This window comes from Actinopolyspora mortivallis DSM 44261 (assembly GCF_000384035.1).
GTDB classification, from domain to species: Bacteria; Actinomycetota; Actinomycetes; order Mycobacteriales; family Pseudonocardiaceae; genus Actinopolyspora; species Actinopolyspora mortivallis.
In genome coordinates, this window is the sequence record NZ_KB913024.1 from 4142586 (window position 1) to 4166088 (window position 23503).

22 protein-coding genes are annotated in these 23503 nt (G+C 68.0%); 5 read left to right on the forward strand and 17 right to left on the reverse strand.

Annotated elements, in window-relative coordinates; genetic code table 11:
- The first annotated feature begins 102 nt into the window (after window positions 1-102).
- Entirely contained in the window at window positions 103-768 is a 666-nt protein-coding gene (locus tag ACTMO_RS0119460) for an HAD family hydrolase (RefSeq protein WP_019856355.1), read from the forward strand.
- A 113-nt stretch (window positions 769-881) separates the two neighbouring features.
- Window positions 882-1370 carry a GNAT family N-acetyltransferase gene (locus ACTMO_RS0119465; RefSeq protein ID WP_026449420.1) on the forward strand — a complete coding sequence of 163 codons (489 nt, stop codon included), beginning with the start codon at window positions 882-884 and terminating at the stop codon, window positions 1368-1370.
- Between the two features lie 82 nt (window positions 1371-1452).
- On the opposite strand, the gene dnaB is transcribed toward ACTMO_RS0119465, so the two are convergent.
- The 6 genes from dnaB to ACTMO_RS0119495 form a co-directional block, all read right to left on the reverse strand.
- Window positions 1453-3747, reverse strand: coding sequence for a replicative DNA helicase (gene dnaB / locus ACTMO_RS0119470; protein ID WP_019856357.1), 2295 nt, complete (start codon window positions 3745-3747; stop codon window positions 1453-1455).
- A gap of 510 nt (window positions 3748-4257) precedes the next feature.
- On the reverse strand, window positions 4258-4710 hold the full coding sequence (gene rplI, locus ACTMO_RS0119475) for a 50S ribosomal protein L9 (protein ID WP_019856358.1): 453 nt from the start codon (window positions 4708-4710) through the stop codon (window positions 4258-4260).
- A 200-nt stretch (window positions 4711-4910) separates the two neighbouring features.
- Window positions 4911-5150, reverse strand: a complete 240-nt coding sequence (gene rpsR / locus ACTMO_RS0119480) for a 30S ribosomal protein S18 (RefSeq protein WP_019856359.1) — start codon at window positions 5148-5150, stop codon at window positions 4911-4913.
- Window positions 5151-5306: 156 nt separating this feature from the next.
- On the reverse strand, window positions 5307-5777 hold the full coding sequence (locus ACTMO_RS0119485; protein WP_019856360.1) for a single-stranded DNA-binding protein: 471 nt from the start codon (window positions 5775-5777) through the stop codon (window positions 5307-5309).
- Window positions 5778-5840: 63 nt separating this feature from the next.
- Window positions 5841-6218, reverse strand: a complete 378-nt coding sequence (gene rpsF, locus ACTMO_RS0119490; protein ID WP_051099397.1) for a 30S ribosomal protein S6 — start codon at window positions 6216-6218, stop codon at window positions 5841-5843.
- 159 nt (window positions 6219-6377) lie between these two features.
- Window positions 6378-7361: a hypothetical protein gene (locus ACTMO_RS0119495; protein WP_019856362.1), complete on the reverse strand. Its 984-nt coding sequence runs from the start codon at window positions 7359-7361 to the stop codon at window positions 6378-6380.
- A gap of 203 nt (window positions 7362-7564) precedes the next feature.
- Here ACTMO_RS0119495 and ACTMO_RS0119500 point away from each other — a divergent pair, with 203 nt between their 5' ends.
- Window positions 7565-8323: a deoxyribonuclease IV gene (locus tag ACTMO_RS0119500; protein ID WP_019856363.1), complete on the forward strand. Its 759-nt coding sequence runs from the start codon at window positions 7565-7567 to the stop codon at window positions 8321-8323.
- A gap of 189 nt (window positions 8324-8512) precedes the next feature.
- The gene (locus ACTMO_RS0119505) at window positions 8513-9829 is read left to right on the forward strand and encodes a hypothetical protein (protein ID WP_051099399.1); all 1317 of its coding nucleotides are present in this window, start codon (window positions 8513-8515) and stop codon (window positions 9827-9829) included.
- 70 nt (window positions 9830-9899) lie between these two features.
- On the opposite strand, the gene ACTMO_RS22675 is transcribed toward ACTMO_RS0119505, so the two are convergent.
- The 5 genes from ACTMO_RS22675 to ACTMO_RS0119525 form a co-directional block, all read right to left on the reverse strand.
- On the reverse strand, window positions 9900-10328 hold the full coding sequence (locus ACTMO_RS22675) for a tyrosine-type recombinase/integrase (RefSeq protein WP_425394333.1): 429 nt from the start codon (window positions 10326-10328) through the stop codon (window positions 9900-9902).
- Between the two features lie 220 nt (window positions 10329-10548).
- Complete coding sequence (locus tag ACTMO_RS0119515) at window positions 10549-10998, reverse strand: Imm1 family immunity protein (protein WP_019856365.1); 450 nt, start codon at window positions 10996-10998, stop codon at window positions 10549-10551.
- Window positions 10995-11291, reverse strand: coding sequence for a DddA-like double-stranded DNA deaminase toxin (locus ACTMO_RS21565; protein WP_019856366.1), 297 nt, complete (start codon window positions 11289-11291; stop codon window positions 10995-10997). The genes ACTMO_RS0119515 and ACTMO_RS21565 overlap by 4 nt, the downstream gene beginning before the upstream one ends.
- An 87-nt stretch (window positions 11292-11378) precedes the next feature.
- Window positions 11379-11534, reverse strand: coding sequence for a hypothetical protein (locus ACTMO_RS23185; RefSeq protein WP_157062965.1), 156 nt, complete (start codon window positions 11532-11534; stop codon window positions 11379-11381).
- Between the two features lie 75 nt (window positions 11535-11609).
- Window positions 11610-12569: a helix-turn-helix transcriptional regulator gene (locus ACTMO_RS0119525; protein ID WP_026449421.1), complete on the reverse strand. Its 960-nt coding sequence runs from the start codon at window positions 12567-12569 to the stop codon at window positions 11610-11612.
- A 114-nt stretch (window positions 12570-12683) separates the two neighbouring features.
- Between ACTMO_RS0119525 and ACTMO_RS0119530 the strand changes: the two genes are divergently transcribed.
- A complete protein-coding gene (locus ACTMO_RS0119530) occupies window positions 12684-13289 on the forward strand; it encodes a TIGR03086 family metal-binding protein (protein ID WP_019856368.1) in 606 nt (201 codons plus the stop codon).
- 58 nt (window positions 13290-13347) lie between these two features.
- Here the strand turns inward: ACTMO_RS0119530 and ACTMO_RS0119535 are convergent, their stop codons facing one another.
- From ACTMO_RS0119535 to ACTMO_RS0119570, 6 genes are all read right to left on the reverse strand, one after another.
- Window positions 13348-15063 carry a glycosyltransferase family 87 protein gene (locus tag ACTMO_RS0119535; RefSeq protein ID WP_019856369.1) on the reverse strand — a complete coding sequence of 572 codons (1716 nt, stop codon included), beginning with the start codon at window positions 15061-15063 and terminating at the stop codon, window positions 13348-13350.
- An 85-nt stretch (window positions 15064-15148) separates the two neighbouring features.
- The gene (locus ACTMO_RS0119540) at window positions 15149-15787 is read right to left on the reverse strand and encodes a M15 family metallopeptidase domain-containing protein (RefSeq protein WP_019856370.1); all 639 of its coding nucleotides are present in this window, start codon (window positions 15785-15787) and stop codon (window positions 15149-15151) included.
- Complete coding sequence (locus ACTMO_RS0119545; RefSeq protein WP_019856371.1) at window positions 15774-16223, reverse strand: hypothetical protein; 450 nt, start codon at window positions 16221-16223, stop codon at window positions 15774-15776. The genes ACTMO_RS0119540 and ACTMO_RS0119545 overlap by 14 nt, the downstream gene beginning before the upstream one ends.
- Window positions 16224-16258: 35 nt before the next feature.
- Window positions 16259-18595 carry a glycoside hydrolase domain-containing protein gene (locus ACTMO_RS0119550; protein ID WP_026449422.1) on the reverse strand — a complete coding sequence of 779 codons (2337 nt, stop codon included), beginning with the start codon at window positions 18593-18595 and terminating at the stop codon, window positions 16259-16261.
- A 725-nt stretch (window positions 18596-19320) separates the two neighbouring features.
- Window positions 19321-22116 (reverse strand): transglycosylase domain-containing protein, encoded by a 2796-nt coding sequence (locus ACTMO_RS21570; RefSeq protein ID WP_019856373.1) that lies wholly within the window; start codon window positions 22114-22116, stop codon window positions 19321-19323.
- 816 nt (window positions 22117-22932) lie between these two features.
- The gene (locus tag ACTMO_RS0119570; RefSeq protein WP_019856376.1) at window positions 22933-23343 is read right to left on the reverse strand and encodes a DUF5318 family protein; all 411 of its coding nucleotides are present in this window, start codon (window positions 23341-23343) and stop codon (window positions 22933-22935) included.
- Window positions 23344-23503 lie beyond the last annotated feature (160 nt).

The following is a 23503-nucleotide window of genomic DNA, read 5'->3' on the forward strand; positions in this document are numbered from 1 at the left end:
ATGCTAACTTTTTTGTGGGGGTGGAGCCAGCCGGTTTGAGCCAGCTCACCCCCCGGGCACTCGGCTGGCCCGCCCCGGCTGACGCGCACTAGCATCGGCTCCGTGAGCGGCGCTGAGATCCCCCGAGCCGTACTGTTCGACCTGGACGGAGTGCTCGCGGACTCCGAACACCTCTGGGACCGCGTTCGGCGGGAGGTCACCGCCGAGTTCGGCGGACGGTGGGCCGAGGGGGCCACCGAGGCGATGATGGGGATGAGCACCCCCGAGTGGTCGAACTACCTGGTCACCGAACTCGGGGTGCGGCTGCCGGCGCAGCGGGCGGCCGAGACGGTCGTCGAACGGATGGCCGAGTACTACCGGACGGACCCTCCGGTGCTGCCGGGAGCGGTGGAGACCGTCCGGTGGGTCGGGCGCCGGTTCCCCACGGCGATCGCCAGTTCGGCGCCACCCCGCATCATCCGGGCCTTCCTGGAGGTCACCGGGCTGGACGAGGTGGTGGGCCACACCGTCTCCAGCGAGGAGGTCGGCGCGGGCAAACCCGCCCCCGACGTGTACCTGAGGGCCGCCGAGGGGCTGGGTGTGCCCGCCGAAAGCTGCCTGGCCGTGGAGGACTCGGGCAACGGTCTGCGCGCCGCCGCTGCCGCCGGGACGACCGTGGTCGCCGTGCCGAACCCCCACTTCCCACCCGCGCCGGAGGCGCTGGCCCTGGCGAGTCACCGGCTGGAGGCCATCACGCGACTGCCCGAGCTGCTCGACGGATCGGGCTGAGCCACCGGAACCCGGTCCGCGGGGGTGAGGCCGGGTGGTCCGTCCTGTTCCCGTGACGGAGACCGACCACCCCGTCGGAGGGAGACCTCACCCCGGTGTCGCATCCTGGGGTGGTGCGTGTCAGGGAAGCGGTGGCCGACGACTGGCCGACGATCTGGACGTTCCTGCGGGACATCGTCTCCGCCGGTGAGACCTTCTGCTGGTCCCGGGACGTCACGGAGGCGGCCGCCCGCGCGGCCTGGATGCACCAACCGCCGGGGCGGACCCTCGTGGCCGTCGACGAGAACGGGCTGGTGCTGGGCACGGCCGAGATCCACCCGAACCAGGGCGGACCGGGAGCGCACGTGGCCAACGCCGGATTCATGGTCGACCCGCGGCACGCGGGCCGGGGAGTGGGGCGGCTGCTCGGCGAGCGCGTGCTGGAGTGGGCGCGGGCGGACGGCTACCGCGCCATGCAGTTCAACGCGGTGGTGGAGACCAACACCGGCGCGGTCGCGCTGTGGCGCTCGCTCGGCTTCGAGATCCTGACGACCGTTCCCGAGGCCTTCGAACACCCGAAGGAAGGGCTGGTCGGGCTGCACGTCATGCACCGCCGACTCTGAGTACCGGGAACTCCGGCGGGAGCCGCGAGGCGCCCCCGGCTCCCGCGACCGCGCCGTCGGAGGCCAGGACCCCGCTCGCGGCTCACTCCTGGGCCATGTCCACGAACCGGCTGTAGTGCAGCTGGTGGGCCACGGTGACCGTCTCGGTGGGACCCGCGCGGTGCTTGGCCAGGATCAGGTCGGCCTCGCCCATGCGGGGATCGTCCCGTTCGAAGGCGTCCGGGCGGTGGATCAGCAGCACCACGTCGGCGTCCTGCTCCAGGCTGCCCGACTCACGCAGGTCCGACAGCTGCGGCTTCCGGTCGTTGCGCTGCTCGGGACCCCGGTTGAGCTGGGAGATCGCCACCACGGGGATTTCGAGTTCCTTGGCCAGCAGCTTGAGACTCCTGGAGAACTCGGAGACCTCCTGCTGCCGCGACTCGACCCGCTTGCCCGAGGTCATCAGCTGCATGTAGTCGACGACCACCAGACCGATGTCGTTGCGCTGCTTGAGACGACGCGCCTTGGCGCGGATCTCCATCATGGTCAGGTTCGGCGAGTCGTCGATGAACAGCGGCGCCTCGTTGATCTCGCTCATGCGACGCGCCAGCCGGGTCCAGTCCTCGTCGGTCATCCGACCACCGCGCATGTCACCGAGCCTGATCCGTGCCTCGGCCGAGAGCATCCGCATCACGATCTCGGTGCGTCCCATCTCCAGGGAGAAGATGACGCTGCCCGTGCCGTGTTTGATGGAGGCCGCGCGGGCGAAGTCCAGCCCGAGGGTGGAGTTGTGGGTGGGCAACAGCGAGCGGGTGGCCAGGTAGGTGTGGTCGGAGGAGTCGACCTCCACGCAGCGCACCGGAACGCTGTCGGTGGCGCGCACGGCGACGACACGTCGGTTCCTCGGCCCGTCGGCGCGGAGGCGTTTGTGCTCCTCGACCAGCTCGGAGACCCGGAACACCTGGTCCTGGCCGCTGTCGAAGACGAGCGGGGTGGTGGGGGACTGCGCGGTCCCGCCCACCGTGGCGGTGCACGGGTGTCCCAGGGTGAGCACCAGCTCACGCACCCGCACCGACAGACTGTCCCGCAGGGACAGTGCCACCCGGCCGTCCTCGGTCACGTTCCCGGCGGCGTCGGCGAGCCCGGCCAGCAGGGCCCGACGCTGCTGTTCACTGCCGCGCAGGTACTCGACCGGAACCTCGCGGCGGTGCCAGGCTCCCAGCTCGACGAGTTTCTCGACGGTGGTCTCGTCCGGGCGGGTCGCTCCGTCCTCGCCTTCGACGACGTGTTGGCCGAGCTCGGCCAACACCTCCGCCGGGACTCCCCGGATCTCGCCGCTGTCCGGGTCCCCGGCGGCCAGCCACACACCGAGCGTGTACGGGGACAGCGGCAGCTCGCGGGCTTCCAGCCGCAGCGCGCCGTGCTCCGGCAGTTCCGCGTGTTGCCGGTCGTACAGCTCGGCCGTGGTGCACACGGTGCCGTCCCGCAGCGTCCACTGGTGCTGGGCGTCGGCCACGACCAGAGTGCCGTCGGAGAACTCGACCTGGTAGCAGGTGCGCCGGTGCATGACCTCCGTGGCGGCGAGGACCCGCGTCGGGGTGCCGTCGGCGCCCAGCAGCCGGTCCCCGACGGAGACGCGCCCCATCGTGGTCCAACCGTCCGGAGTGGGCAGTGGGGTGTCCAGCGCGAGCGCCTTGCCGACACCGGGCCGGGCCGCCACGATCACCATCTGCCCCGGGTGCAACCCGTTGGTGACGTTGTCCAGGTCGACGAAGCCGGTCGGCAGCCCCTGGGACTCCCCGCCCCGCGAGGCGATGGCGTCGATCTCGTCCATCGTGGGCTGGAGCAGGTCCTCCAGCGCCGCGTAGTCCTCGGAGGTGCGCCGTTCGGTCACGTCGTAGACGGCGGCCTGGGCCCGGTCGACGACCTCCTCGATCGCGGCGCCGTCCGCGCCGTTGTAGCCGTACTGCACGATCCGGGTGCCCGCCTCGACGAGCCTGCGCAGCACCGCCTTCTCGGAGACGATCTCGGCGTAGTAGTTGGCGTTGGCGGCGGTGGGGACCGTTTCGATGAGCGTGTGTATGTAGGCGCCGCCGCCGACCCGGTTCAGCTCGCCGCGTCGTTCCAGCTCGGCGGAGACCATGATGGGGTCGGCGGGTTCGCCCCGCCCGTAGAGGTCGATGATGCAGTCGTAGATCGTGTGGTGCGCGGGACGGTAGAAGTCCTGGGGACGCAGGATCTCGACGACGTTGGCGATGGCGTCCTTGCTCAGCAGCATTCCCCCGAGCACGGACTGTTCGGCGGCCACGTCCTGCGGGGGCTGGTGGTCGAGGAAGCCGTCCGCGTGGCCCTTGCCGTTGGAGGACGGTCCCGTCGCGCGTTCGTCGGGCAGCGACACGGGCTACTGCCACCTCCTGGGCGCAGAGTTGCGAGCTGTGGTCGGGTCATACTCGCCACCCGCGCCCGCCGAGGCAACGACCGACATCGGACTCGTTCGGGCAATCCGGGCCGGCGAGGTCACCGGATTCGGCTGTCCGGGTGAGGTACGGGCCCGCCGACCCGTTCTCACGGCTCGTGCGGGACCGCCTCGGCAGTGGGAGGACACTCCGCACCCCGTCTGTGGACAACTTCCGTCCCCTGTGGAAGCCGTCGGCCCGCCCGTGGACGCGCGCTGTGGACAAACTGGGGACAATCCCCCTGCCACGAGGCATATCCGCAGGTAGCACCTGTGGACAGCTTGTGGACAGCTTCTGGGGACAACTGTGCCCACCGGACGCCCGATCCGTGGACCGGGCGACGAAACCGCGGAACCGTCCCGCCGCACCGGAGAGGAGACCGGCGGAGGACGGCGTCGGAACGGGCCCCGCACGGCTCACGGAAAACCGCGCGGAACCCGTCTCCCGGCGAGTCAGCCCGCGGGCGTGACCTCGACGTGCATCGAGGCGTAGACGTCCGGGTGCAGCCGCACCCCGACGGCCATCTTGCCGAGCGACTTGGTGTTGCCCTTCAGCTCGATCAGCCGCTTGTCCAGGTTCGGTCCGCCGGCCTCGCGGACGGCCGAAGCCACATCGGACTCGGTGATGGAGCCGAACAGCTTGCCCTTCTTGGAAACCTTCTTGGACAGCTGGACCATGCCCAGGTTCTGCAGCTGCTCCTGAAGTTCCCTGGCGTGTTCCAGGTCGCGGACGCGCCGGTTCTCCCGGGCGCGCCGAATCGTCTCGACCTGCTTCTGCGCACCCTTGGTGGCGACGATGGCGAAGCCCTTGGGCAGCAGGTAGTTCCGGGCGTAGCCGTCACGTACCTCGACGATGTCACCCGAGGCGCCGAGACCGCTCACGTCCGAGGTCAGGATGATCTTCACGGCGTGTCTCCTTTCAAAGCCGAACCGAGGTCAACCCCCGGCCCCGTGGTCGACCGAAACGGCCTGGCCGCGCGGACGGCCGACACCGGCCCGCGCGGCGGTCACGCGGTGGCGGGCCGGGCGGGTCCGGGTCGGACACCGGAACCCGGCGCTGTGTCGTCGCGCGGGAGGACGGGGCCGCGGTCGAAGGCTCGGTCGGTTCAGCGGGCGGTCGAGGTGTACGGCAGCAACGCCATCTCGCGGGCGTTCTTGACCGCGATGGCGACATCACGCTGGTGCTGACTGCAGTTGCCCGTCACCCGGCGCGCGCGGATCTTACCGCGGTCGGAGATGTACTTGCGCAGCAGCGTGGTGTCCTTGTAGTCGATGTTGAGGACGTTCTGGTCGTCGCAGAAAACGCAGACCTTCTTCTTCGGTTTGCGCACGGGCGCCTTGGCCATGTGCTTGCTCCTTCGGAAGAGAGCGAGAACTCCGTAGAGGACTTTCGTGGGACCGCGGAAACCGGTGCCCGTCGTCGGCACCGGTCGCGACCGGGCATTCGCGGAACGGCCTGCCACACTCCGGGGCCGACCCCGGACCGTGGTGTTCCACCCTGGCTAGAAAGGCGGTTCGTCGCTGAACCCGCCGCCCGAGCCGGCCGGCGGAGCGGAACTCCAGGGGTCGTCCCCGCCGAACCCCCCGGAACCGCCTCCCGAGCCGCCGCGACTGATCTTGTTGACCTTCGCCGTGGCGTAGCGCAGCGAGGGGCCGACCTCGTCGACCTCCATCTCGATGACGGTGCGCTTCTCGCCTTCCTTCGTCTCGAAGGAACGCTGACGCAGCCGCCCCTGCACCACCACTCGCATGCCGCGGGCCAGCGTCTCGGCCACGTTCTCCGCGGCCTGACGCCAGATGTTGCAGCGCAGGAACAGCGCCTCGCCGTCCTTCCACTCGCCCGCCTGGCGGTCGTAGTAGCGCGGCGTGGAGGCGACGGTGAAGTTGGCCACCGCCGCACCGGAGGGTGTGAAGCGCAGTTCCGGGTCGGCCGTCAGATTGCCGACCACCGTGGTTACCGTTTCACCGGCCATCGCCTGTGGGCTCCGTCTCTGTGCTGCGGTCGGGCATCGGTGCCGTTCGCCGGGAGTGCGGGATCAGGCGGAGGTGCCGACCGCGCTCTGGGACTGCTGGGCGGCCTTGGCCGCCTTGGCGCTGGCCCTGGCGATACGGGCTTCCTTACGCGGCTGGACGATCTTGCGCAGCACCTTGGTGCGCAGCACGTTCTCGTTGATGTTGAGCTGGCGGTCGAGCTCGTTGACGGCGTCCGACTCGCAGTTCAGCTCCAGCACCACGTAGATGCCCTCGGAGCGCTTGTCGATCTCGTAGGCGAGCCTGCGGCGGCCCCAGACGTCGACCTTCTCGACGCTACCGCCCCCCTCGCGGATGGGCTTGAGGTAGCTCTCCAGAGAGGAGGCCACGTTCCGTTCGTCCAGGCTCGGGTCAAGAATGACCATGACCTCGTAATGACGCATGAAGACCACTCACCTCCTGTGGACTCACGGCCACGGACTCTCCGTGGCAGGAGGGTCGCCCCGTGGGCGAGCCGGACCAGAGTAGCAACCCGTCGGCAGGTCCGGTGACCTGGGGTGTTGTTTCGGGCGTTTCCGGCCCCGGCCACGCCCGGAGACAACTCAGCCGCGCCGCAGCACCCAGGTTCGGATGAGCGCGGAGGTCACCCCGGCCAGAGAGATCGCGGCCAGCAGTACCGGCAGAGCCACCCGGTCGCCGGTCTCGGACGGCAACGCCTCGGCGCTGCCCGCCTCGCGCACCCGGTTCTGCTGATCGTGCCTCTGTTCGCTCAGCAGGTCACCGGTCTCGGCCCTGTCACCGGGCGCCGCTCCGAACCGGGTGTCCGACCACGGTGGTAACGACCCCGGGACGTAAGCGTAGTCCGAGGGATCCACCCGCTCGGCGGGGGCCGGGGCGTGATCGGGGGTGGTCTCGGTGGGGTCGTTCCCTCCCGGTTCCTCGGTGTTCTCGGGTGGGGGAGGCCCGTTCTCGTCGTTGGGGGTCTCGGAGGGGGGTTGCTCGGGCGACGGGGACTCCGAGGGTTCCGGCTCGGGCGGGGGCGGCTCGGTGGAGGTGGGGGTTTCGGAGGGCTCCGGCTTCTGCTGGCCCGGCACGGTGACCCCGCCGAAACAGGTCAGCAGGGCCAGGTTGCCCACGTGGAAGTTCATGGCATCGCCCTTGTCCCCGACCTCGGGGATCGCGGCGATCCTGGGGGCCAGGGCCTCGGCCAGCCGGGAACCGGAGAAGTTCTGGTCCCGCTCGGTCACGGTCCCCAGCTCCACGGGGGCCGACTCCAGGAACTGCTGCCTGATCCGCTTGATGCGATCGGACTGGAAGGGGAACACCAGCATCGCCGCCTGCTCCACCTTCGCGTCGAGCGCGTTCGGGGCCGCCACGATGCGCTGCCCGAAGGAGTCGCTGTTCACGTCCTCCGTGCAGGTCCCGATCACCACCGGCTCGGAGGCGGCGGCCACACCGCCGCCGACGAGCCCGCCCACCGCGAGTACCGCCCCGGCCGTGGACGTGGCCGCCGCGCGCCCCAGCGCCCGGCGCAGGGAACGGTTCGTCGGTGCGGTGACGGGCCCGGAATCGGGTTTCCTGCGCATACACGTACCCCTACAGTCGCGTGTGTTCTCCGAGCGAGGGCGTGTGCCGCACTCGGTCATCCGGGAAACGGACTCGTTGTCCGGGTCAACGCGTGGGTGTCGTCGCGGTGACGCGAATCGGGCGTTTCGATACCAATCGGTAACTCCTTGGGGCGGGGACGACCGGGCGAGCGGAGCCCATCGTGGTCTCTAGACTCGGAGCCATGCAGATCGGGGCCCATGTGCGTGACGACGACCCACTGGCGGCGGCGGCCGAACTCGACGCCGAGGTGGTGCAGTTCTTCCTGTCCGACCCACAGGGTTGGAAGGCCCCGCAGCCACACCCGCGCGCGGCGGAGCTGAAGGACTCCGAGGTGCGGGTCTTCGTGCACTCGCCGTACGTGATCAACGTGGCCTCGCTGAACAACCGTATCCGCATTCCCTCCCGTAAGGCGGTGCTCCAGCAGGTCGCCGCCGCCGCCGAGGTCGGTGCCGAGGGAGTGGTGGTGCACGGCGGGCACGTCACCAAGAACGACGACCCGGCCGAGGGAGTCGCCAACTGGCGCAAACTCTTCGAGCGCCAGCAGCAGGAGGGCGGATTCGAGGTGCCGGTGCTGATCGAGAACACCGCGGGCGGGGCCAACGCCATGGCGCGCGGTTTCGACGACCTGGCGCGGCTGTGGGACGCCGTCGGCGAGTTCGGGGCCGGCTTCTGCCTGGACACCTGCCACGCGCACTCCGCGGGCGAGGACCTGGTCGGGATCGTGGAGCGGGTGCGGTCGATCACCGGGCGGCTGGACCTGGTGCACCTGAACAACTCCCGCGACGGTTTCGGCTCCCGCCGGGACCGCCACGCCAACATCGGATCCGGCAGTATCGACCCCGAGGTGCTGCGCGAGGTGTGCGCCACGGCGAACGCGCCCGTGGTCCTGGAGACCCCGCCCGAGGGCCAGGCCGAGGACATCGCCTACCTGCGCGGATAGGAACGGACCGGATCCGGGGCGCTTCGGACGAGGACCGCCGCGACCGTCGGGGACACGCTCTCCGCCGTGGCGACGAGGACGAGGGTGGAGCGTATCGAGAACACGAGGACACCACGGCGGTTCGCCACGGCGCGTCGTGGACTGCCCCCTTGGGGACTGGCGGTGCTGTGCCTGCTGGCCGGGCTGGTCATGCTGCTCGGCTACCTCCACAAGGCCCGGTGCACCGGGCTGCCCTTCGGTGAGGCAGGGGCACCGGAGTCGCCGTTGTGGCAGCGCTCCTACGGGGTGGCCTGCTACACGGATCTCCAGCACCTGTGGGAGGTCCGGGACCTCGACGAACTCGTCCTGCCCTATGTGGACGGCGGGATCACCGACAGCGGGCGGCTCTACGGCGGGGTCGTCGAGTACCCGGTGCTCATCGGGGTGCTGATCTGGCTCGGCACGCTGTTCGTGTCCACCGACGCCGGCTTCCTCGCCGCCTCGGCCCTGCTGCTGGCTCCCTTCGGGCTGCTCACCGCCTGGTGGCTGGGCAGGTTGAGCCGGTGGCGCGCCCTGATCTGGGCGCTGGGCCCGCCGCTGGTGCTGTACTCCTTCCACAACTGGGACCTCGCCGCCGTGGCGTGCTCGGTGGCCGCCGTCTACGCGCTGCACCGCCGGCGCGCGGGAACACTGCGGAGGGGTTCGACGATCGCGGCGGTGCTGCTCGGGATCGGCGCCTCGGTCAAGCTGTATCCGGGGATGTTCGTGCTGCCGCTGGCCCTGTACGTGCTCACCGGCGGCCCCGGCGGGGTCCTGCTGCCCGCGCGGGTGCGCCGCTACGACGTGCGCGGCGCGTTGCGGGTGCTCGCCGTGGCCCTCGGCACCGCCGTGCTGGTCAACCTGCCCTTCGCGCTGGCCGGTTTCCGGGGCTGGCTGGCCTCCTTCCGGTTCCAGTTCGACCGCGCGGTCGACATCAGCACCAACTCGATCTGGTACTGGGGACTGCGTCCGCTCGTGGAGCAGGAGCGGTTCGAGTCCCTGGTGAGCGTGCTGTCTCCGGTGCTGGTCCTGCTGTCCTTCGCCGTGGCCTGCCTGCTGGGGACACGCCGCCGGGCGGCGACGGGAACCTTCCCCTGGATCGCGGTGTCGGCGGCGATGCTGTGCGGTTTCCTGCTGTTCCACAAGGTGCACTCGCCGCAGTTCGTGCTCTGGCTGCTGCCGTTCTTCGTGCTGCTGCGGGTGCCGGCCGGGTGGGTGGTGGCCTACCTGCTGGCCGACGCCGCCATGGGGATCGGTTTCTTCCGTTGGATGTACCTGATCAACGCCGAGCAGCCCTACACCATCTACCAGTCGCTGGCCGCCCAGGCCGTGGTCGTCGGGGTGTGGGGGCGCGCGGCGCTGCTGGTCGGGCTGTTCGTGGCCTTCCTCCGGGCCCCCGAGACACCCCGGCAGACGGAGGCGCCGCGTGGCCATCGCGAGGTCGCCGGTGAACAGCTCGCCGCCCCGGTCACCCGGAGGACCTCCTGAACGGGTGGGTCCTCGGTCGTTCAGGAGGAAACGGCCGGGAGCAATCGGCGGCATGGTGGACTTCTGATCTCTAGGTCGCAGGTTCGAGTCCTGCCGGGGAAGCCACCGTCATCGTCCCGTTGACCCGCGACGGGAGGCCAGGTCGATCACCGAGGCTTGGTCGGGATCGGTGTCCGTGCGTGGCAGCCTCGCCACGCACGTTGTCCTCGTTGCCATCGAGCGCTGCCCGCACGGCCTCCCACTGGGTGTCGGCGAGGTGGGCGTACCGCTGGGTCATCGTGATCGTCGAGTGCCCGAGCAGCTCCGAGACCTGCTCGACCGTCACACCCCGCCGGAGCAGCCACGAGGCGTAGGTGTGGCGGAGGTCATGCGGAGTCAGGCCGTCGAGTCCGGCCTCCTGAACCACCGGGTTCCACCGGTCCCTTCGGAGAGATCCATCCCCGCGCCTGCGGGGAGCACTTGGGTGTTCGACGAATGCCCGCGAGGTTCGTGGGACCATCCCCGCGCCTGCGGGGAGCACTGTAGCTCCGTAGACGAGCGCGCAGCCCGCCTGGGACCATCCCCGCGCCTGCGGGGAGCACGGGAGGGTGACCCGCAGTTCGGCTATGAGCCGGGGACCATCCCCGCGCCTGCGGGGAGCACTCTTGGTGACCTGCGATCTTAACAATACTTTCCCGCTGTGGGAATCACTGTTGGTTCGGGGCAGGGCGTGGTCAGTACTACTGGCCGGGTTGCCATTCGACGCTGGTGGGGCGGGTTCCGGTGCGGCAGTATTCGGTGATGGCTTGGCGTGCTTGCTCCAGGGGGATCGAGGCTGAGGCGGGGAACCACAGGTCACCTTCGGGGTCGAACAGCAGCGGGGGTGTCTCCTCGCCGGCTGCGGGGTTGTGGGAGTCGAGGAGCTCGTGCTGGTAGTGGTGATAGCTGAGCGCGCCGATCTCGCGGTCGGGGTCGGTCGCGACACGAAGGGAGTGTTCGGGGAAGGCCTCTCCTTCGGGGGCGCGCCATGATCGGCACGGGCGGTCCCAGGAGTAGCACAGACCGACTTCGTGTGTTGGTGCCTCGATCACTCGCGTGATGAGCTGATCGAGCTCCGTGGGGTCGTAGGCGTAGTGGAACGTCCTGTCGAGCACAGCGGTGACGACTGTTGCGGTGGAGATCGTGGTCATGGTCGGGCCCCTCCGTGGATGGTGACGGGCTGCTGTTTTCCGGGTTCCCAGACGACCAGTGTGGACCCGTGGGGCAGGATGGCGCGCACTGCTTGGTAGCAGTTCCCGCGCTGTCCGCTGCACATGTCCTTGTTGAGTACCACGACGCCGTAGGTCTGTCCGCGTTCCTTCATCCGTTGGGCGTATTTCGTTTCCACGTGGGTGTACACGGCGGGAGCACCACGGTCGTCGGCCGGGAACATGGTGGAGTTGTGCAGGGTGAGTCGGGCGCGTTCGGAGACGTCGTCGCGCACACTGGTGTCGGTGAGTTCGGTGCCGCCCCGGTCGGAGACCAGTCCGCAGCTGCTCCAGCATGGCTGTCTCCTGGTGGGTCTGGTGTCTCACTCGACGGGCTCGCCCCGTTTTCCCGGTGCCAGGCGAGCACCCGGTCGACGTCTGGCCACGGCCGCCAACGGCAGGGTGACCGACCAGGACACCCGGCGGGGCCAGCACAACCCGGCCAGACCCAACCCGGCCGCCGCACTCGGCGCGCTCACGCCTGGATCTCCGTGTGCTGACCACGACCCGTCCCGGCAGCCGCTCGGGCGGAGGTGACCCGAGCCGGGATACGTTCAGTCCACCTCGTACAGCGCGGTGAGTTCGCGCGCCGCGCGGGCCATCTCGGCCCTGGCCTCGGCGGGGGCGAGCACCTCCACGTCGCCGCCGAACTGGAGGAGCTGGCGCACCGCCCCGAGCGCGGTGCAGCTCAGCTCCACCTCCACCCACTCCCGCTCGGGGGGCGGAGGGTGCGGCACGCTCAGCCGCGAGCCCACGATCCGGCGGGCCATGTCCAGCCTGCCCGCCCGCATCCGGGCACGCACCCGGAGTCGCTCCGGTTGGTGCTGCACCCGGCGGCGCAGCGTTTCCCAGACCTCGCCCAGCTCGACGTTCCTGCGGCACACCGGACGTTCGGTGACCTCGACGGCCCGGATCCGCTCGGCCCGCAGCAGCACCGGTGCGGCCTCGTGGTCGGCGACCAGGTACCAGACCCCGGCTTTGGAGACCAGCCCGTACGGGTCCACCGTGTACTCCTCCGGGTACGGGCGTCCGCTGTGCCGGTAGGAGATTCGCAGCTTGCGCTCGGCGAACACGGCCGCGCGCAGCCTCTCCAGCTCCGGGACGTCCTCGGCCTCGCTCATCCACCGGTCCGGGTCCACCAGCACCCGGCTGCCGGTGTGCTCGGCGGCGGGACGGTGGGTTTCGGGAAGGGCGCTGAGTACCTTGCGCAGCGCCGAGTCCAGGGCCTTGTCCAGGCCCAGTTCCCCGTGCGCGTTTCCCGCCACGGGGACGAACAGGGCACGCGCCTCGTCGGCGGTCAGGCCGCTGACGTCGGTGCGAAATCCCGGCAACATCCGGACGCCGCCGGCTCGGCCGCGTTCGGTGTAGACCGGAACCCCGGCCGTGGACAGGGCATCCACGTCGCGCTGGACGGTGCGTTCCGAGACTTCGAGCCGTTCGGCCAGCTCGGCGATACGCACGCGCTCGCGCACCCGCAACAGCAGCAGAACGGCCAACATCCGGTCCGCCTTCACGGTCCGCACCTCCCACGGTTTCCGGGCTCTCCCCCAGAATGGCGCAGAAACACGACACTTCCTGTCCGGTTTCGGGGCGAGTATGACGCCGACGACGGACGAAGGAGGAACCCGATGAGCGGTATCGAGGACCCGCGCCCCCTGCTACGGCGCGGCACGGACGGGATGTCGGCACTGGTGGAGCGGGTCACGCCGGAGCTGCTTGAGGCCCCCACCCCCTGCACCGAGTTCGACGTGCGTGCCCTGCTGGAGCACGTGCTCACCATGACCCTGTCCTATGTGCACCTGGGCGAGGGGGCGACGGACTCGGACAACGCCGAACCCGGCCCCGTGCGCGTGGACGACCGGCAGTGGCCCACCGCCTACCGCGAGGCGGCCGAACGGCTGGACAAGGCCTGGGCCGATTCGGCGACGCTGGACCGGAGCATGTCCATGCCCTGGGGCGCGGTGGACGGGCGTGGAGCCCTGCTCGGGTGTCTGCTGGACACCGTCACCCACTCCTGGGACCTGGCGCGGGCGCTGGACACCACGGCGGGACCGGACGAGGAGCTGGCCGCCACGACGCTGGAAGTGGCCAGACGGATCATGCCCGCCGAACGCAGGGGCGGGGCGACGCCCTTCGCGCCGGTGCGGCCGGTCGCCGAGGACGCACCGGCCTCCACGCGACTGGCGGCCTGGCTGGGGCGCGATCCGGAGTGGACTCCGGATCGCACCGGCTGAGAGCCGCGGGGGCTCGTTTCCGCTCGGGGCGGCCCCGCCCCGCTTCGGAGTGGGGCCGTCACCCGGGAGCGGTCTGTCTCACCCGATCCCCCCGCGGACGAAGGCGTTCGCGACCTCCCACGACAAACGGGGCCGTCGAGCGGAACCCGCGTGGGCGCAGCAGGTCCGGCAGCACGAACCGGTCCCGCGCCCCGTCCAGGAAACCGCCGTGCGGGTCGGCGGTCAGGGTGCGGCGCACCCGGTCCTCGCCGGGACGCAGGATCTCGCGGACGATGAGCGCGCAGATCAGCACCACCATCGCGTCACGCACCAGCACAGCGCCGAGGAACCACCCCTCGGGCAGCCCCTTGTTCGCCGTCCCCAGGAAGTAGTACATCCGGGGGCCCCACACGGCCGCGTCGACGAGCATCCAGGTGATCAGCAGCCGCCACCGGGGGATGGCCAGCACGGCCAGCGGTACCAGCCACAGCGAGTACTGTGGGCTCCACACCTTGTTGGTCAGCAGGAACACCGCCACCACCAGGAAACACAGCTGGGCCAGCCTGGGCCGCACCGGCGCGGCCAGCGCCAGCCACGCGATCAGCAGGCAGCCGGTCATCAGCAGCGCGAAACTGACCGCGTTCAGCACCGAGGGCACCTCGCCGTGCGAGAGCGGACCGTCGAAGCCGGACCAGCCGGTGTAGTACATCAACGCGTTGTACAGCGAGTCCGGATCGGCCGGGCGGGTGCTGTTGAGCCGGAAGAACTCCCACCAGCCCCGGGGGAACAGCACCATGATCGGCAGGTTCACCGCCAGCCAGGCGCCGAGGGCCGAGACCAGGCAGCGTGTTCCCTCCGAGAGTCGCCCGGTGCGCAGACACAGCACCAGCAGCGGGCCGAGCAGCAGCAGCGGGTAGAGCTTGGTGGCCGCGCCGAGCCCGAGCAGCACCCCGGCGGTGCCGGGGCGGCGGCGGGCCCAGGCGAGCAGTCCGGTGGTGGCCAGGACGGTGGCCAGGGCGTCGAAATTGGTGAAGGCGTGCACGAACACCAGCGGTGAGGTGGCGGCCAGGGCCGCGTCCCAGACCCGGAAGCGACACAGCCGGGTCAGCGCCCACACGGTGGCCAGCCAGGCCGCGGACAGCCAGAACGCGCTGATCTCGAAGTAGACGACCCCCGGCACCGAGGCGGGCAGCAGGCCGTGCTCGGCCAGGGCCATCCACCCGTCGGTGATCTCGGCGTTGACCCACTGGAACAGCCCGGTCAACACCGGGTACTCCATGTAGCGGACCTGCTCCTGAGGGGTGCCCGCGTTCTCCACCCAGAACGTCTTGTAGGGGAAGGCCCCCTCCGGAGCGAGGTCGCCGGATCCGTAGCGGGGGATGATGTCGGTGTAGCACAGTGCCCGGTACTGCCGGTGGTCGCGCCAGTCGATCGACGGTCCCTGCGCGGTGTCGTAGGTCTGGGCGCAGGGGGCCTTGAACAGCCACCCCGCCGCCAGCGTCAGCACCGCCAACAGCAGGATCACCCGCAGCGGTGTCCAGAACCACTGGCGGCCCACCTGGGCGTGTCTGCCGAGTCTGCCGCCGAACGGAGTGCTGAGGTAGGCCGCGACCGGCTCCGTCCAGGTGGGGAACACGCGCTGGGCCGGGCCGAGCGAGACACCGTCCACCGGGGCCGAGGCGGCGGTGCTGTCGTCCGCCTCCCGCTCCGCCCACCGACGCCGCGTCTTCGGGCTCGTGGTGGACTGATCGTGCGTGGCTGACTCGGGTCGCTCCTGCTCGGGCACGGCCCGCATGGTACGGCGACACCGTCGGGACGGTGGGCGCGGCCGTACTCGCCTGGCGGGGCCGGACTTCCGTTCGGTCGTGTTCGCGAGGACCTCAACCGGTGCCTGCTCCGCGACCCGGTGTGTCGTTCCAGGTGCGGATCCTGGCGGCGAGTTTCCGCAGCCGTTCGTCACCGGGACCGACGTTGATCTGGAAATGTCCCTGCTTGGGTGTTTTCTCGTCCCCGCCCCAACGGAGAACGTCGCCGCAGTCGGCGAGGATGTCACGTACGACGGCTACCTGTGCGGGGAACAGGCCGTTCCCGGATCCGGTGGGGAACCGCTCGGGTTTGATGGCCAGGGCAGTGCCGGACAGGTGGTTGCTCTCGTACGGTGCGGTCACTTTCCTGGATGCGGTGTGCCCAATGACGTCATCGGGCTCGAGTTCCTCAACCTCGTAGTGGAAACGACGTGCCGCGTGCAGCAGCACCACGGCCACATCCCCGGCCAGCAGGGCTACCGAGGCATCGCTGCCCTCGATGAGGTGGGTGGGTGCCGAGCGCATCCGGACCGTGTCATCGAGTACGGGCCAGCCGTTGGCGCTTCTTCCACCGTTCCACACCCCGGTGTCGGCCTCAGCCGCCCTGGCCGCGGGCTCCAGTCCGCCTGTCCACATCGCGGCCAAGCCCGCTCCCGCCGCCAGCAGGGTTCTGCGGGTCAGCGCATTGTCGAAGTCCGAATTATCCGTCCTCATGGTTCCTCGTTTCTCGCATCGGGGTCGGTGTGTCTCGTAGGCGGAACCAGGCCGCTGTGACCAGGCAGAGCAGTGCCCCACCGAGGAAGACGTAGAGCAACGGCGCTACGTAGCCCGGAACCAGGTCTGAGGTGTTGCCGTTCGCCCACACGCATTCGGCGCTCGGCGGGAAGATTCCGTAATCGATCCGCTCGAAGCCACCCCCACGGGGACCTTCCCGGGGGGAGGACAAGCACGTCTCCGCCACGTCAGGGACAGTGAATTTATGCAGATATCCCCATGCATAATCCAGAGCTGCGAGGAAAAGAAAAAACGTAGCGGTGTACAGCCAGACTCCGACGGAACTTCTCCGGTCAATGGAAATAATCAGCTTTACCGTTGCCGCTAGTAGTCCGAACACGAGCAACGGCAACAGTAGGAACGCCAGGAGAATCATGCCTTCAGTTTACATTACTCCGATATTCGGTTGTGTTACCGGGAATTCTCCTTTCCGACTATTTTTTGAATAGTGTCGGCATACCCCTCCAAAAAAGGATTTAGTTTGTATGGTGGCATGTCTCTTGGAAGCATCACTTCCCCTCCTCCGGATTTTTGATAGGCTGCGAACCTCAACTGCTCCAGGGTGATGTCAACATTCCCTAAGAGCATGTTGGTAGCAGTTTCTATCGTGTTTTCTATGGTTCCGCCGTAGCGTTCCTCATAGAATCGTTTGAATCTGCTGACATGCCCGTTTCCGCCGATTTGGTATTGGATGGCATTGACAATGCTATTCCCGTTTCTTGTGGAGATTCCTATATGATACCCGTCGACATCTTCGATGAGATCCCCAAAAGAGAAGGAGGAAGTGGTGTTGATTTTAGCGAGACGGTCCATGCAGAACTTATACCCGGAAGCATATTCTTCGATTTTGGAGTACCAGTCCCCGTAGAAGGTGCATAGGTCGCCGCCCCATCCGCCGAAGTCTCCTCGGTTAGCAGCGTTTCCTTCTCCTAGTCCCTTGAGATAGGTAGCGTTTGCGGTGGCACCAAAGTGGTCGACATTTATGGTAACGCCGTATGAAGGGTCAGTGAATCTTTTCACTCGCTGTGGTCCGTTTTTTTCGGCGTACTCGATCCATGCGTCTTCTACATTTCCGATCAATAGTTTCCAGCCGCTTTTGAGGCCATTATACTTCGGATATCGTAGATATTCCATGACGCGGAGATCGGGGTCGTCGCTGCCGTAGGCGACTGCGGTGTCGTAGAGATCCTGGATGTATTGGAGGAAGGCGTCAACCGGGGAGTTCTCCCCACCGACGGATCCTGCTCCCGGGTCGGTGCCGGGGCGGTGGATGTTCTTGTCGATCTGGATTTCTCCGCTGCCGGAACCGACGGTGAGAGTCTGGATCTGGTTGAAACTCCAGTTCGCGGGCAGCGGAAAACCGAGGTTGCCGGAGAAGCCATAGGACATGCCGGATACGAAGGAATAGCGCGCGTAGGCCTCGTCGGAGATGCGCGAGCACACGTTGCGGGAGCCGTACACCCCGGCGATGTACTTCTTGCCGTTGGAAGACAGCGCAGCTTGTACGCCGAAGAAGTACGGGCGGATGTACTGGTCGATCTGGGCGTCGGTGGCGTCGTAGTCCACGGCGAAGTAGATGACCGTGCCGTTGTTGAACCCGTAGTGCTCGGCTCGTTCATGGGCCTTGAGACCGTGTTGGTATCCGCGGCTGTAGGTGAAGTAGGTGACCTCTCTGCCGTGGTACTGCCAGATCGGGAACACCCGCAGCCCACCGTCGAAGATGTTCTGCAGCTCGCCGGGTTGGATCTCCTTGTTATGCGTCCCGTCCTCGGGTTCGTCCAGGTACCGGCCGATCACCCGGTATCCCGCCTCGTACAGTGCCTGGGCACGGGCAGGGGTGATGGTGGTGACGCAGTCGGCGGCTGTGCCCGGGCGGTCCGGGTTCCCGGTCGATACCAGAAGCTGGCACCAGGTGTTGTAGTCACCCCTGCCGGTATCCTCGAGCACGGAGAACCGTTGGAATACCCGTACGTACTCAGCCAGAGCCGCGTCGAATGTCTTCTTGAACGTGGTGGAAGTTTCCCCATCGCCGTCGTCAACGGCACCGTTGAACACGCAGGCGGCGCTGAACAATCGCACGAACACCCCTGAGTCCCCCTGTTTAAGGGGGTGAGTACGCAACCCTTCTTTCGTCTGAGGTCCGAAATGTCCGTTAACTTGCGAATCGGGGATGCCGAATTCGTATTGGAGTGCCTTCATCAGAGCTTTCTGCACGCCCCGAGAATAGTGACCGTCGCAGGGGCTGACAAAAAAGTTCTCCCGGTCGATGTAGCGCCCATTGAGCCACTGCTGGATCTCACGAACCTTATCGGAACCACCGCTGAGCAACACGTAGGCGTCCATGCTCAGCAATGCCTTGAACAGTTTGGGATGGACCTGTCCATCCAGTGCTTCTAATCCGGCGTCCTCTTTCATCTTTACGATCGCACTGATCGTGTTACCATGATACTCCCCATTGACAGGTCCGCCCCAGTAGCCTTTACAGAAGCAGGCGTGCTGGACGATCTTCACGATGTTCTTGTTCGACTCGCCGGGACCTATGGGGCCGTGTTGTCTCAGATGACTCAGCGTGGAAGGGCCGAAGTTGTCGGATAGCGCCGTGATCCCCAACTCGTGCTGCAACGCACGAGTCAACGAGTACATGACACTCCATCCGGTCTTACCGTCTTCAGGGCATTTCTTGTATCCGGGAACATCTCCATAGGTCGAATTGACCCACTTTTGAGCCGCGAGGACCTTCTCGTCCAATTGTCTTCTCCTTCTTGAGTCGTTGAAAGTGCCTTCTGGAGCGGATTTTTGTTTTGGAATCATTTTTACGAATATGTTTGGAGGGAAAGTTTGGGATGAGGCGCCTTTCGGTCCTCCAGTGATGAGATCGACTCCGCCCTGTGCTGCGTTTTGTGTCCTGTCCGGCGATATGCAGCCTCTCATGGATGTGGATCAGTTGGCCAGTATGAATTGAGGCATATTTATTTCTGGTGCGAATGGATTAGATTTTTGCTCTGAGTGCCTCGCGGTGAATCTGATGTTGCGGGCATATTGGATATTCGTTATATTTCGATATCGTTTTACTGTCTTTCGGGTTTTAGTGGTGTGTAAATGGATTCTTTGTCCGACTTGTCGTCATTGGCTCATTTGGGTGTTTTTGGTTGCGGTGAAATCGATTTGTTTTGAGTGGTTCAAGCGATGGATGGGAGCACTGAGGGTCAAGTTGTTTTATGGCGACTGCTGCTCTGGTTGTGACGAGTATGGGGACGCTGGTTTTCCGGATGGAGTAGACCAAACAGGGACTGTCCGAACGGCTCGCCCCGTAGCACGAGCGCCCGTCTCGAAGGAAGTCGCGGGGAGGAATCTGCCTTCACGTATGAAAGAGCGCGGCCGGTCGCGACCGGCCGCGCTCTTCGTTCCACACTCTGTTCGGGTGTGCGGACTCCGGAAGGCACGACGCGTCCGTGTCCGCTCAAGTCCACGGGCTAGCCGTAGTCCGGCTCGCGGCCTTCCGGCGCCCCCTGCGCGCGGGGCCGCTCGCCCGGCGGGGGCGGTTCCTCGCCGTTGTCCCCATCGGGCTCGCAGTCCGGATCCCAGTACGGGCTGCATTCGGTGGTCTCCGGCGGTTCGGTGGGGGAACTCGTCGGTGTGTCGCTCGACGTGGGAGTCGACGAGCTGGTGGGCGGTTCGCTGCTCGACGTGGGGGGCTCGCTGCTCTCCGGGGCCTCCTCCTCCGAGGTCTCCGGCGCGGGAGGCGGGGGCACGGAGTACTGCCCGATCCTCGAGTCCGGTTCGGGCAGCTTCTCCACCGGCTTGCCCTCCAGGTAGGCGTCCATGAACGTCTGCCAGATGTCCCCCGGCAGGTTGGCCCCGTAGATGTCGGACCCGTTCTTGTCCAGCAGGGGATCAGGACCGGTTTTCGTTTCGGCGTTCAGGGACACCGCCGTGGAGATCTGCGGGGTGTAGCCCACGTACCAGGCACGTGCGTTGTGCCCGGTGTCGCCCAGCTGGTGTGTCCCGCTCTTGGAGGCGACCGGGCGGTTGCCGTCCAGCGAGAGGTGCGAGTAGTCGGCCACGTCGCGCATGGTCTCGGTCACGTTGGCCGCGAGGTTGCGGCTCTTGGACTTGCTGGCGGAGAAGGCCGGCTCCGGATCGTTGCCGAACTCCTCCACCAGTTCCCCGTCACTGGTGACGACCTTCTGCACGAAGTTCGGCTCGGCCCGCTGCCCGTCGGCCAGGCTGCCGTAGGCGTTGGCCATGTTCGTGGTGGACACCCCGTAGGCCCCGAGGGCGATGCCGAGACCGGTCGCGCCGCTGTCGGGGTCGACCAGCGTCTTGGTCTTCTCCCCGTTCACCGTGCGTTCGTGCGGGATCCCGGCCTCGTGGGCGGCCTCGGCCACGTTGTCCGCCCCGAACTCCTTGGCCATGTTCACGAAGACCGTGTTCACCGACTTCTTGGTGGCCTCGCGCACACCGCAGCGCTCGGGGTTGTCGCACCGCACCCCGGCGGCGTTGGCGTACTCGGTGCCCCGGATCGTCTGCGGGGAGGAGCCGTCGTAGACCTCGCCGATGCCGTAGCCCTGCTCCAACCCGGCCAGGGTGACGAACGGTTTGAACGAGGAACCCGGCGGCTGCGGATAGTCCGCCCAGTCCCTGCCGACCGCGCCGCCACCGTAGTAGGCCCGCACCGCGCCGGTCTCGGGGTCGACCGCCGAGAGGGCGGGGGTCAGCTTGTCCGGCTGTCCCTGCATGACCTGGTTCACGGCCCGCACCGCCGCCTGCTGGGCCTGCTGGTCCAGGGTGGTCACCACCTGCAACCCCTGGCTGGTCATCTCGCCCTGGGTGTAGCCGTGCTCCTCCAGCTCCTCCAGGATGCGTTGCTTGATGTGCAGCTGCACGGCCGTGGTGGAGCCGGTCCAGTCCATGCGGGGCTCGGTCTCGGGCAGGCTCATCTCCTCCAGCCGCTGTGGATCGAGCCAGCCGTTGTCGACCATCTCGCCGGTGACGTAGTCCCAGCGCTGCTGGGCCCGTTCCTGGTTCACCCTGGGGTCGTTGTCCCGGGGCAGCTGCACCATCCCGGCGAGCACGGCCGACTCGGAGGCGTTGAGCTCGCTGGGTTTCTTGTCGAAGTAGGCGTCGGCGGCGTTGACGATCCCGTAGGCGCCCCTGCCGTAGTAGGCGGTGTTGAGGTAGGCCTTCAGGATCGTGTTCTTGTCGTACTGGTTGGTCAGCTTGAACGCCCGGACGATCTCGGTGAACTTACGGGTCAGCGAGTGGTCGTCCTTGCCGGTGCTGAGCTTGACGTACTGCTGGGTGATGGTCGAACCACCGCCCTGCCCGCCGGTGAGCTGGTTGTACACCGCCCGGCCTATGCCGCTGACCGAGAAGCCCGGGTTGCTGTAGAAGTCCGCGTCCTCGGCCGCCATGGTGGCGTGCAGCATGTCGGGGGAGACCTCGTCGAGGCTGTCGATCAGCACCCGGCTCTCCCCCTCGGAGGGGGAGAACTTGTTCAGCAGTTCCCCGTTCGAGTAGTTGACCACCAGACTGGTGTTGTAGTTCGCGGCGGTCTCCTGGGGGGAGGCGATGTCGAAGGTGAAGTAGCACCAGGCGAACGCCGCGGCCGGAGCCACGATCATCAGCGCGGCGGCCACGTAGCAGGTGCGGCGGATGCCGCGCCAGACCTTTCTGCGTCCGTGTTTCTTCCGGGCGGCGCTCATCTCGTCATCCGGGTCCTCTGGAGGGGAGAAGTCGTCGAGGTCGAAGTCGTCGTGCTCGTCGCGGCCGAGACCACCTTCCCGGGCACCGGACGAGCGGTGACCCGCCTCGAACTCGTCCTCGTAGGGGTCGGGTTCGTGTTCCCGCGCGTAGTAGTTGTACCCGCCGTGTTCGGAACGGTGGGTGAGCAGACCGGGATCCTCCCCCTGTTCGGGGGAGGAGGCGGCCACCCGGGTGGACTCGGCCTCGGTCGGTTCCCGCGACACCTCGGTGGGCGGGTCCGTCTGGTTGCCCCCGGCCGCGTTCCCGGAGCCCGCCGCGGCGGCTCCGGCGGCCCCAGCACCGGCCGCACCGGCAGCACCTGCCGCCGGTGGGCCGGTGATCCTGGTTCGTTCCGCGGAGTTGTCCGCGGAGGCTTCGCCGTTCAACGCGGCGGCCACGTTCCGGTCCCCACCGATCGCGGGGTGTTGACGGGTGTGCTCGTCGGCCCCGGGTGCTGGGGGGACCGAGGCGATGTGCTCGGTCGGCCGCTCCCCGGGATCCCCCTGGCCGGGATGGTGGGGCACGCGTGTGGTTGGAGGTTGCTGTGCACCCGGCGGCACGGCGGGCGTCGTCGTGGTGGGCGTCTCGTCCGGGGAGGGCGGCGGGGCGCCGTGACCCACCGCGCCCGCACGGCCGTGTTCGGGACGTGGCGGCTGCGGCCCGGCGGCGGTGCCGGGCCGTTCGGGGTGCGGTGGCACGGCCGGCTGCCGGACGGTGGCCTCCGGGTCCTCCGGTGAGGGGCCGGTTCCGCCGTTTCGTGGAGCCTCACCGGGCCACCGCGGACGGGAGTCCTCCTGCGGCCAGGCGGGCTCACCGCTCGGCTGTCCGGGACGGGGCGCGCCGGGCGGTGGCGCGGACGGGCCGGGCTGACCGCCCGGAGGAGGCTGCGGGGGCCGCTGCGGTGGCCCTGCGGCGGGTGGTGGCCCGGGTAACGGCTGGTTGTCGGCCGAGCCGTGGCCGGGGTGCGGGCCGGGGCCCTGGGTGGTGGGAGGCCCGGGCCGAGGAGGGTGTTGGCCCTGCGGAGGCTGGGCCGGTGGCGGCGGGGCGCCCTGGGGTTCGCCCTGCTCCGGAGGCCGTTGCTGATCGTTGCCCACGGCGCCGGGGGGCGTGTTCGCCTGCCCGTTCGGGTTCCTCGGATCCCGCGCATACGGGGGTCGGGCAGGATGCTGCCCGCGTTCCGGCTCCCGCCCCTCGGAGGGCCGTTCCGGACGGCGGCCCTCGGGGCGGTCCTCACGCTCGTCACTCACGAGTAGTCGTCCTCCGGGACAGGCGTCGACAGACGCCGTTCGATGCGTTCACGTCGACCGGCAGTCGGGGTGCTGCCGGGAGAGGATGCGTGCTCACTCTGCGGCAGTTCTCCGTCCCCGGCCACGGCCGTGTCGGCCCCCGGTCCCCAGGACGTACGACTGCACCAGGTGGTTCCAGTTACATGTACGACAAACCTCGACGACGAACACGTTGAACTCTTCGAACATGGTGGCCATGCGGGCCAGTTCGGCGTTGCTGCGCGCCGAGTTGTCGGCGTGCTTGAGCTCCTCGCCGAAGACCCACGATACGTAGGTCAGCCGTTCCTTGCGGCAGACCGGGCAGACCACGTCGCTGGACTCACCATGGAATCTGGCGGCCTGCAACAGGTACGGGCCCGCGTCACAGACCTCCGTCACCCCGACGCGGCCAGCATGGAGCTGCGCGAGCAGCGACCGTCGCCGCAACGCGTAATCCACCACTTGCCGTTGGGTCCGCACGCCCACAGCGTACGTGCCGTGCGCTCGATCTCCATGGGCCGTTCAGGGCACAGCCACCGACGGAGTGGTGTGGAACACCTCCACGTGTCCGCTCGACCTCCGTTCGGGAGGCAGGAGCGGTCCGCGGAGTTCTCGGACGGGCCGCACGGTGTGCTGGGTTTCCGTG

Excerpts from the sequence above, each read along its gene's own strand:
- ACTMO_RS0119500 (WP_019856363.1), top strand. The coding sequence starts at position 7,565 with ATGCAGATCGGGGCCCATGTGCGTGACGACGACCCACTGGCGGCGGCG.
- ACTMO_RS0119495 (WP_019856362.1), bottom strand. The coding sequence starts at position 7,361 with ATGCGCAGGAAACCCGATTCCGGGCCCGTCACCGCACCGACGAACCGT.
- ACTMO_RS0119535 (WP_019856369.1), bottom strand. The coding sequence starts at position 15,063 with ATGCGGGCCGTGCCCGAGCAGGAGCGACCCGAGTCAGCCACGCACGAT.
- ACTMO_RS22675 (WP_425394333.1), bottom strand. The coding sequence starts at position 10,328 with ATGGTCCCACGAACCTCGCGGGCATTCGTCGAACACCCAAGTGCTCCC.
- ACTMO_RS0119515 (WP_019856365.1), bottom strand. The coding sequence starts at position 10,998 with ATGACCACGATCTCCACCGCAACAGTCGTCACCGCTGTGCTCGACAGG.
- rpsR (WP_019856359.1), bottom strand. The coding sequence starts at position 5,150 with ATGGCCAAGGCGCCCGTGCGCAAACCGAAGAAGAAGGTCTGCGTTTTC.
- ACTMO_RS0119485 (WP_019856360.1), bottom strand. The coding sequence starts at position 5,777 with ATGGCCGGTGAAACGGTAACCACGGTGGTCGGCAATCTGACGGCCGAC.
- ACTMO_RS0119540 (WP_019856370.1), bottom strand. The coding sequence starts at position 15,787 with ATGAGGACGGATAATTCGGACTTCGACAATGCGCTGACCCGCAGAACC.
- ACTMO_RS0119505 (WP_051099399.1), top strand. The coding sequence starts at position 8,513 with ATGCTGCTCGGCTACCTCCACAAGGCCCGGTGCACCGGGCTGCCCTTC.
- ACTMO_RS0119545 (WP_019856371.1), bottom strand. The coding sequence starts at position 16,223 with ATGATTCTCCTGGCGTTCCTACTGTTGCCGTTGCTCGTGTTCGGACTA.
- ACTMO_RS0119530 (WP_019856368.1), top strand. The coding sequence starts at position 12,684 with ATGAGCGGTATCGAGGACCCGCGCCCCCTGCTACGGCGCGGCACGGAC.
- rpsF (WP_051099397.1), bottom strand. The coding sequence starts at position 6,218 with ATGCGTCATTACGAGGTCATGGTCATTCTTGACCCGAGCCTGGACGAA.